Genomic DNA, 9,233 nt, shown 5'->3' with positions numbered 1-9,233 from the left:
CCGTGCGCGGGCTGGGCCGCGTTCGGCTGCTCGGCGGCCCCGCCGGAGGACTGGAGGGCGGGCGGGACGGACGGGGGCGCGGGCGGCTCGGGGAAGCCGCCGTGCGCCGGGACGGACGGCGTCGGGCTCGCGGGGGCCGCCGGCCCGGCGGGGCTCGAGGCGCCGTCGGGCTGCAGCGCGGGCGGGACGGACGGGGGCGCGGGAAGGCCGCCCGCCGACGGCTCCTCGGACGGGCCGCCTCGCGCCGCGTTCGGCTGCTCGGCGGGGTCGGAGCGCCGGTTCTCCCGCGCGGGCAGGCCGAAGACCGCGGTGGCCTCGCGGCCCGGCGGAGGCGGGGCGCTCAGCACGGAGGGGGCGGTCTCCACAGGTGCGCCCGCCGTGCCCTCGCCGCCGACGCTGCCTTCCGGATACCAGGCCGAGGGACCGGAACCGGTCGCTCGCCCGGCGGCCGAGGGGGCCGGTGCGGGGCGCGGGACGGGACCCGGTGGCCGGGAGTCGGCGAGTCCGCGCTCGGCGGCGCCGAGTTCACGCAGCACTGCATGCTGCCAGTCCCGATCGGACACCGGTCTCCTCTCAGCGTCACGACTGATCGGGCGAACACCCTGGATGCGGCCCGAGTCTAGTCCGGTCGGGACATCCCAGTGGCCTTCGGTGACAAAGGCACGGGAGCCCCGGAAGAGACCTCCTTGTCATCCAGGAACGTCGCCGGGGCGTCTCTTCCATGACCGGCATATCGGTGCGAACTTGACGAGTCCGGACAGAACCGGGGATCGTCGTGCCGATCGCCGCGACCGCCGTGACCGCTGTCTCGCCTGTGCTGGAAGATGACGGATGGAACGTTTGGCCATCTCAGAGCGTAGCGTCCCCGTCGAGGAGATGCCGGAGGCGGGCGATCGGCGCTGGCGGCTGATCGGCTGGGCGTCCATCGTCATGTCGGCGGTGATGGTGGCGGCCAGCCTCACCGCCTACGGCTTCTACCGCAGCATCAACGGCAGCATCACCCGCGACAACGTCGACGACCAGCTGAACGCCGACCGGCCGCCCAAGCTCGACAACTCCCTCAACATCCTGCTGATCGGCTCCGACAGCCGAGAGGGGGCCAACCGGCAGTTCGGCGCCGACCAGGGCGGAGGCTCCGACACCACGATCCTGATGCACATCTCGCCGGGCGGCGAACGGGCGATCGGGATCAGCTTCCCGCGCGACTCGATGGTGCGGATCCCCGAGTGCCGCAAGAAGGACGGCACCCGGGTCCCGCCCAGCTTCGGCCAGCTCAACTGGGCGTACTCCTACGCCGGACCGGCCTGCACCTGGAACCTCATCGAGGACCTCACCAAAATCCGCATCGACCACTACGTCGAGATCGACATGGCCGGGTTCATCAAAGTGGTGGACGCGCTCGGCGGAGTGGAGATCTGCGTGCCCAAGGCGGTCAACGACCCCAAGGCCGATCTGGTGCTCAAAAAGGGCCGCCAGATCGTGGACGGCCGGAAGGCGGTCGGCTACGTGCGCACCCGCACCGGCGGGCTGGGCGACGGCTCGGACCTGTCGCGGATCAAGCGGCAGCAGGCGTTCATGGGATCGGTGGTCACCAAGGCCACCAGCGGCGACCTGCTCAAGGACCCGGCCAAGACGTACGCCTTCCTCAAGGCGGTGGCCGGCGCGGTCAAGGTCGACGACCGGCTCACCCTGAACACCATGCAGAGGCTGGCGCGCAGCCTCCAGGGGATGAGCGCCGGCAAGGTCACCTTCGTCACCGTCCCGGTGCAGCCCTACCCGCCCGACCGCAACCGCGTGCAGATCAACCAGGCCCAGGCCAAGCCGCTGTTCGACGCCATCCGGCAGGACAACGAGCTGCCCAAGGCCCCGCCGCCCCCCTCCTCCGCCCAGCCGGCCGCCAGACCCGACCAGACCCGCGTCGTCGTCCTCAACGGTACCACCACCCAGGGCCTGGCCCAGCGCACCGCCGACGGGCTCAAGGACAAGGGCTTCCAGATCGTGCAGGTCGGGTCCCGCCGGCGCTCCGCCGGCAAGCCCACCCAGATCCTCTACGGCCAGGGCGCCGAACGCCAGGCCGCCGCCCTGGCCCAGGCCGTCCCGGGCGTGCGGCCCGAGCCGTACGCCAAGGCCAAGCCCGGCCTGGTCTACCTGGTCATCGGCAAGGGCGGGGTCCGGCTGCAGGGCTCCGGCACCCCGCTGCCGAAGATCGCCGGGGAGCGGCGCGCCGACGCCGACCCTTGCGCCGACACCGTCTGAACGTCACGAATGAGGAGCGTTACGAGCAAGAAGACGATCGCCGACAGGACCGCGTTCGAACGGTTTCCGTCGGAGCGGACCGATATGGTGTCCGCGCAGAACCCGCCACCCCCCGGGCGGATGAAACCCCCGGTCGCAGAGATGGACACATGGCCCCCGAACCTTTCTCCCTGTTGCTGACCGTCTACGGCGGCGATCGCGAGGAGTACATCCGGGCGGCCTTCCGCAGCGCGGTGCACGACCAGACGTTGCGGCCCGACGAGGTGGTGCTGGTCCAGGACGGGCCGGTGCCCGACGCGGTGGCCGGCTGTCTGGAGGAACTGGTGGCGACCAGCCCGGTGCAGGTCACGTTCCTGCGGCTGGAGCGCAACCAGGGGCTGGGCCCGGCGCTGGACGCGGGGCTGTCGGCCTGCACCAACGACATCGTGGCCCGCATGGACGCCGACGACATCGCCATGCCGCACCGCTTCCGGACCCAGGTGCCGCTGGTGCGCGCGGGGGCCGACCTGGTCGGGGCGGGCCTGCTGGAGTTCGACACCGATCCCAGCGACATCGTGGGCCGCCGGATCCCGCCCAGCGACCCGCTGGACATCGCCCGCTACTCCCGTCTGCACGACCCGTTCAACCACCCCACGGTGGTCTACCGGCGCAGCGCGGTGCTGGACGCCGGCGGCTACGGCGACCTGCCGCTGATGGAGGACTACTGGCTGTTCGTGCGCATGATCGCGCGCGGCGCCCGGGTGGTGAACGTCGCCGAGCCGCTGGTGTACTACCGGGTCAGCGACGGCGCCTACGAGCGCCGCGGCGGCCGCGCCCTGCTGCAGTCGGAGCTGCGCCTGCAGCGCGAGATGCTCCGCCACGGCTTCATCAGCCGCGCCCAGTACCTGCGCAACGTCATCATCCGAGGCGGCTACCGGCTGGTCCCCACCGCCGTCCGCCGCCCCGTCTACCGGCTGCTGGTCGCCCCCTACGGGGCCCGCCGCAATCGTGACCACCCGGCCCTTCGGTCGGTCGCCGGCCGGGCCGCCGGGACCGCCCGGAGCCGGACCCTGGAGTCCTGAGGCGCCGGGGCGGGTGCAGGGCCCGCCCCGGCCGTCCGGCTCAGGGAAGCACCCACAGCACGGGGTGGTCGCTCTTGGCGTCGCTGGTGATCCCGACGCCCAGCAGCCCGCCCCGCAGGCCGGCCAGCCCGAGGATGCGCTGATCCCCGGCTCCGGTCAGGCCCTCGCCCTCCACCGTCTCGGCCCGCCAGGCCTTGCCGTCACGGGAGGTCCACAGCGCCACGTCCGCCGTCCCCGGCCGGCCGTTCGCGATGGTCGCCGCGAAGCCGTTGTCGGTCGCCGTCACCGCGGTCGGCGCGGCGGGCTTGTCGCCGGTCGGCAGGGCGACCGGCTCCCAGGTGCGGCCGCCGTCGGCGGAGGCGTACGCCAGCGGAGTCTGGCCGTTGGAGCCGGTGCCGGCGCCGAAGGCCACCAGCGTGTTCCCGTTGGCCCGCACATGGGTGAGCCGGCCGTCCCGGAAGCCCTGCGGCAGCTCCGGCCGCTGCAGCGACCAGGTGCGCCCGTCCGCGGAGGTCCACAGGGCGGGGCGGACGGGGGAGCCGCCGTCGGCGTTGGGGTCGTTGAGGGAGCCGACCGCCACGAACCCGTTGCCGGCGGCGGTGACCGACAGCATGCTCATCCCGCCGTCGGACTCCAGGTCCTCGTCCCCGGCGCCCTTGGCGCGCTCCCAGGTCCGCAGGTCGGCGGAGAACCAGGCGGCGGCCGAGGAGCCCTCCTCCCCGACGATCACATAGCCGCCCGGTCCCGCGGCGGCGGCGTTGGTGGACAGCGGCCGCCGTCCCGGCCGGAACGCCTCGTCGCCGTCGACGGCCTGCCAGGTGTTCCCGTCGGCGGAGGTGACGACCAGCGGACGCCGCCCCTGGCCGTTGTCGAAGCCGACCGCCAGCCAGCCGCGCCCGCCGTGGGTCACATCGGTCAGCCGCTGGATGCCGCGCCGGGCCAGCACCGCGCCCTGCCCCTGGGCGCGCTTCCAGGACCGTCCGTCCGCGGAGGTCCACACCGAGGCGTCGCCGTCGGCGCCGCCCACCGCGACCGTCCGGTCCCCGGCCACGGTCACCGCGGTCACCGCCCGGTCGGGCCGCTGCAGCCCCTCCACGGCGGACAGGTCGACGGAGACCTCCCCGCCCTGGGCGTCGCGGACGGCGATCACCGCGTCGACGTCCTCGCCCATGGTCTTGGCGCCGGTGACGACGGTCTGCCGGGAGGTGACCGTGCCGCCCAGCACCTGCGTGATCGTGTCCAACGGCAGGGTGCCGACGTCGCGCCAGCTCTCCCCGTCGCCGCTGGACTGCAGCACCATGCCCTGCTGCTGGGTGCCGACCACCGCCACGTGGCCCTGCTCGCCGGCCAGCATCCTCAGCACCCGGGTCTGCCCGGGCGTCTGGATCCGGCCGGCCTCCCGCCACTTGCCGTCGTCGTACCGGTACACCTGCGCGTAGGTCTGCCCGCCGCGGCGGACGTCGCGGGCGACCAGCAGGCCGGTGGGGCCGCCGCCGATCAGCATGCCGGCGTTGCCCTTGGGGACGGGGACCTTGCCCGGCTCCCACGTGCGCCAGTCGTCGGAACGCCAGACCCGGCGGCCGGGCTGGAGCCTGCCGCCGGCCTTCTTGAGGATGACGCCCTGGACGAGCGTGGTCTTGCCGTCGGTGGCCACATGGGTCAGGTGCAGGGCGCCGCCCTCGTCGTTGAACTTCAGCGCGCGGGCGTCCTGACGCTGCCAGGTGCGGCCGTCCCGGCTGGTCCACAGCACCGGCTCGGCGTCGCTGCGGTCGGGCTTGGCGCCGGTGTAGCCGACCGCCACCAGGCCCTGCCGCCCGGAGGTCAGCGCGGTCACATGGTCGTTCGGCCCGAACGAGGGGCCGAGCTGCTGCCGCTGCCAGGTGTGGCCGTCCTGGCTGGTCCACAACGCCACCCCGCCGGGCCGGCTGCCCAGGGCCACCCAGCCCGTGGAGGAGGCGGTCACCTGCTGGGGCAGCATGCCGGGGGCGGGGTCGCCGCCGTCGGGCTCGCGGGCGGTGCCCGGCCGGAACGTGCGGCCCCCGTCGGTGGACACCAGGAACTGGCCGCGGGCGTGCCCGGGGCCGGTCTCCGCGCCGACCGCCACCACGGTGTCGCCCGAGGCGGCGGCCGAGGTGACGACCTGGGTGCGGCCGTCGGACACGGCGTTGTCGGCTCCGGCGAACTCCTTGTCGGCGATCTTGCTGATCTGGGCGGTGGGGTCGTTCTCCCCGTCGCCGCCGAACAGCACGAAGGCTCCGGCGGCCGCCACCACCGCGACGCCGGTCGCCCCGGCCAGTCCGATCACCAGGCCCTTGGGGATCCTGGGGCCCCGGCGGGCGGGCCGCTCGATCCGCCACGGCTCGTACGGCTGCTGCACCGGCTGGCGGCCGCGTCCCAGCTCGGATTCGGCCGGCTGGAGGGCCGGGGGCTGCGGCTGCTGGGGCTGGGGGACCGGCGGCTGCGGCGTCGGCGGCGGCACGTACTGCTGCTGCTGCTGGAACTGGGGCGGGACCAGCGGCGAGGGCGGCTGGGACGGCGGGACCTCCGGCACGTCCGCGGGCGGCTGCTGCGGTGGCGGAGCGTCCGGTGCGGTCGCGTCCGCCGGCGGCGGGATGTCCGCCACCGTCTGGTCCGGCGCCGGCGGCGGCGCCCCCCACAGGGCCGGAGTGTCCGTCCTGGTCTGGTCCGTCGGCGGAGGCGGCAGGTCCGCCGGCGTCTCCGACGGCGCGGGCGGCGGAGGCTGCGGCGTCGCCGGGTCCGGGGGCAGGAACGAGCCGGGCGCGCCGAACGGCGACGGGCCGTCCGCGGGCGGCTGCTGCGGTGCGGTCTCGCCGGCGAACGGCGGCGGGGGAGGGGCGTCCGGCAGCAGGTTCGGAGCGGGCGTGCCGAACGGCGGCGGCGCACCCGGATCGTACGACGGCGGCGGCGGGACCGCGTCCTGCGGCCGGTCGGGCTCCTGGGCCCACTGCGGCACCGGCGGCGGGCCCGCCGCGAAGCCCTGCTCGTCGGGTTGGTTCGCCCCTCCGGTCGAGGGCCGGTCGTCGCGCGGCTCGTCCCCGGGATTGCTGTGTGAGGTCACGCCCGTCTCTCCGTTGTCGTTCGTCGGGTGCCGCAGGCCGCAGGCCCATCGCCTGGGATCATAGCGGGACGAGGAGGGCGAATCTTCGCGTCGAGCCTTCGTCCCGAGGCCGCTTCCCGCCGTTCAGTCCGGGCGCCCGCCGGACCGGCGGAAATACCTGTGGACGACGTCCCGGGCCATCTGCACCGCATAGTTCTGTCCACGGTCCTGCGGATAGATCTGGGACATCGTCGCCAGCACCACGCCCGGCAGCGGCGTCCGGTGGGCGGGGATGCGGTCCCGATAGCCGGGAGTGACGATGGGCTGGGCGAACGGCGCACGAGAATAGTGCCACCGTCGCACCCACGACAGCTCGAAATCGGGATTGAGCCGGCGCAGATAGGGCGCGAACCTCTCCAGCAGCCGTTCCGGCGCGGTGGTGTAACGCCAGTCGTCGCGCGGCACATAGTTGCCCACGTACAGGATGTGGCGGCCGCCGTACTCGCTCGGCGGGATCATCCGCGTGTGCTCCACGACCGCCAGGAACGGGAAATCGGGGTCGTTGACGTTCAGCCAGTAGTAGGGGATGACGCTGCGGTCCAGCTCCAGGATGAAGCAGGTCGCCCCCAGATACCCCGCGGCCCACAGCGGGTCGTCGGGTTCGGCGCCGATCGCCTTGGCGAACGTGGACTGCGGGACGGTGGCCAGCACCCGGTCGAAGGAGTAGCGGGTCCCCTCCCGGGTGGTGACCTCCACCGGGCCGGCGGGGTCCGCCTGGCGGATGCCGTCCACCCGCGCGCCGAGCTCGATCTTCCCGCCGGCGGCCGAGATCCGCTCCGCCAGCCGCGTGTAGACCTGGTCGAAACCCCCGTCCACGTAGCCGAGCTTGAAGGTGCGGCAGTTCACCCGCGCCCACAGCCACGCCATCGACACCTCGTCGGCGCGGTCGCCGAACTTCCCGGCCAGCAGCGGCTCCCAGATCACCTCGCTGGCGCGTCGGCCCGCCCAGCGCCGGGTCCACTCGATCGCCCGCCGGTCGCCCAGCCGCTCCCCGTCGCGGATCAGCTTCAGCAGCACCGAGGACATCCCGAACCGCAGCCGGTCCAGCAGCGGGATCGGCGTGAACCGCAGCATCTGCAGCGGGGAGGTGAAGTCGTGCAGCCTCCCGTCGTAGAAGATGCCGGTGGTCGGGCTGTGGAAGCGCAGCCGGGGACCCAGCCCCAGCTCCTCGATCAGGGAGATCATCGCCGTGTCGCCGGCGAAGACGTGGTGGTAGTAGCGCTCCAGCGGGGTGCCGCCCACCGAGATCGAGGCCGCCAGCCCGCCCAGCTCCGGCTCGGCCTCCAGCAGGGTCACCTCATGGCCGTCCTTGACCAGCTCGAACCCGGCGGTCAGCCCGGTGGCCCCGGCGCCGACGATGCCGACCCTCATCGGAAACTCCATTTCTTGTTGAGCCAGAACTGCAGCGCCAGCACCAGCGGCAGCGAGACGAGCTTGACGAGATTGGCGTCGATCCCCAGCACGTCCGACAGCAGCCACAGCAGCGCCGCGGTCAGCGCCAGCCCGCTCAGCCCCACCAGGTAGAACCGGGCGAACCTGACCAGCGGCCGGTCGGTCCGGCGGAAGGTGAACAGCGAGTTCCACACGAAGTTGTTGGTGATCCCGGCGCTGATGCCGAGCAGGTTGGCCGCCTGCTCGTCCAGGCCGGCCACGTTGAACAGCACGGCGAACAGCGCCAGGTCCAGCAGCACGCCCGATCCGCCGATGACCGTGTACAGGGCGAACTGCCGGTATCCCTCCCGCGGCCCGGCGGAGGCGGCCGGGGCCGCGGGCGCCTCAGGCGGTCTCGCGCGCGTCATGCTGGACGATCTCCCGAACGATGTAGAGGGGCCGGTTCTGCACCTCTTGATAGATCCGGCCGACGTAGGAGCCGATCACCCCCAGGGAGAGCATCTGCACCCCGCCCAGGAACAGGATGCTGATCATCAGCAGGGTCCACCCGGAGACCGAGATCTCCGGGAAGAAGATCCGCAGCACCAGGGCGTAGACGATGCCGAGGATCGACAGCGCCACGGTCACGAAGCCCAGCCGGGTGATCGCCTTCAGCGGGGCCGTGGAGAACCCGGTCACCCCGTCGACCGCCAGCCGCAGCATCTTGCCCAGCGAGTAGTTCGTCTCGCCCGCCGCCCGCTCGTCCCGGTCGAACGGCACGGCGACCTGGGTGAACCCCATCGAGGCGATGATCCCCCGCAGGAACCGGTTGCGCTCGCGGTACCGGCTCAGCTCGTCGGCCACCTTGCGGTCCAGCAGCCGGAAGTCCCCGGCGTCCACGGGGATGTCCACCTCGGCCAGCCGGCGCAGCAGCCGGTAGTACGCATGGGCGGTGAACCGCTTGAAGGGGGTGTCCTTGCGGGTCCGGCGCTGGGCGTAGGCGACGTCGGCGCCCCGCTCCCAGGCGTCCACCAGCTCCATGCTCACCGCCGGGGGGTCCTGCAGGTCGGTGTCCATCACGATGACCGCGTCCCCGGTGGCGTGGTCGATTCCCGCGGTGATGGCGATCTGATGGCCGTAGTTGCGGGCGAAGTCCACGATCCGGATCCGCGGGTCGGCCGACGCCAGCTCGCGCAGGATCTCCAGGGACCCGTCCCGTGACCCGTCGTTGACGTACACGAACTCGTAGTCGTACTCCGGTCGCGCGTCGGTCGCCTCGACCAGCCGCTGATGGAACAGCCGGAGGCAGCCCGCCTCGTTGTAGACCGGCAGCGCGTAGGAAATCGTCTTCTTCGGCGCCCGCCCGGCGCCGGTCGCGGGGACCTCGGTCGCTGTCATGGGAACCTCGCTAGCGGTCGTCGGAAAGG

6 protein-coding genes and 1 pseudogene are annotated in these 9,233 nt (G+C 73.2%); 2 read left to right on the top strand and 5 right to left on the bottom strand.

Features of this window, described 5'->3' with window-relative positions; translation table 11 throughout:
- Positions 1-563, bottom strand: a pseudogene (locus EIO00_RS12120) (hypothetical protein); the annotation flags it as partial.
- A 268-nt stretch (positions 564-831) separates the two neighbouring features.
- Between EIO00_RS12120 and EIO00_RS12115 the strand changes: the two are divergent.
- Both EIO00_RS12115 and EIO00_RS12110 read left to right on the top strand, forming a co-directional pair.
- Positions 832-2,256, top strand: coding sequence for an LCP family protein (locus tag EIO00_RS12115; RefSeq protein WP_140178222.1), 1,425 nt, complete (start codon positions 832-834; stop codon positions 2,254-2,256).
- A gap of 149 nt (positions 2,257-2,405) precedes the next feature.
- A complete protein-coding gene (locus tag EIO00_RS12110; RefSeq protein WP_140178220.1) occupies positions 2,406-3,317 on the top strand; it encodes a glycosyltransferase in 912 nt (303 codons plus the stop codon).
- 40 nt (positions 3,318-3,357) lie between these two features.
- On the opposite strand, the gene EIO00_RS12105 is transcribed toward EIO00_RS12110, so the two are convergent.
- From EIO00_RS12105 to EIO00_RS12090, 4 genes are all read right to left on the bottom strand, one after another.
- Positions 3,358-6,396 carry a hypothetical protein gene (locus EIO00_RS12105; RefSeq protein WP_140178218.1) on the bottom strand — a complete coding sequence of 1,013 codons (3,039 nt, stop codon included), beginning with the start codon at positions 6,394-6,396 and terminating at the stop codon, positions 3,358-3,360.
- 123 nt (positions 6,397-6,519) lie between these two features.
- On the bottom strand, positions 6,520-7,806 hold the full coding sequence (locus EIO00_RS12100) for an NAD(P)/FAD-dependent oxidoreductase (protein ID WP_140178216.1): 1,287 nt from the start codon (positions 7,804-7,806) through the stop codon (positions 6,520-6,522).
- A complete protein-coding gene (locus EIO00_RS12095; RefSeq protein ID WP_140178214.1) occupies positions 7,803-8,234 on the bottom strand; it encodes a GtrA family protein in 432 nt (143 codons plus the stop codon). The genes EIO00_RS12100 and EIO00_RS12095 overlap by 4 nt, the downstream gene beginning before the upstream one ends.
- Positions 8,212-9,204, bottom strand: coding sequence for a glycosyltransferase family 2 protein (locus EIO00_RS12090; protein ID WP_140178212.1), 993 nt, complete (start codon positions 9,202-9,204; stop codon positions 8,212-8,214). The genes EIO00_RS12095 and EIO00_RS12090 overlap by 23 nt, the downstream gene beginning before the upstream one ends.
- Between the last annotated feature and the right edge of the window lie 29 nt (positions 9,205-9,233).

Source organism: Thermomonospora catenispora, assembly GCF_006363815.1.
GTDB lineage: Bacteria > Actinomycetota > Actinomycetes > Streptosporangiales > Streptosporangiaceae > Thermomonospora > Thermomonospora catenispora.
The sequence above is the reverse complement of the archived record's forward strand: the minus strand, read 5'-3'. Positions and strand labels throughout refer to the sequence as shown.

Bases quoted from the DNA above. Each gene is read 5' to 3' on its own strand.
- EIO00_RS12110 (WP_140178220.1), top strand. From the start codon at position 2,406: ATGGCCCCCGAACCTTTCTCCCTGTTGCTGACCGTCTACGGCGGCGAT.
- EIO00_RS12090 (WP_140178212.1), bottom strand. From the start codon at position 9,204: ATGACAGCGACCGAGGTCCCCGCGACCGGCGCCGGGCGGGCGCCGAAG.
- EIO00_RS12115 (WP_140178222.1), top strand. From the start codon at position 832: ATGGAACGTTTGGCCATCTCAGAGCGTAGCGTCCCCGTCGAGGAGATG.
- EIO00_RS12095 (WP_140178214.1), bottom strand. From the start codon at position 8,234: ATGACGCGCGCGAGACCGCCTGAGGCGCCCGCGGCCCCGGCCGCCTCC.
- EIO00_RS12100 (WP_140178216.1), bottom strand. From the start codon at position 7,806: ATGAGGGTCGGCATCGTCGGCGCCGGGGCCACCGGGCTGACCGCCGGG.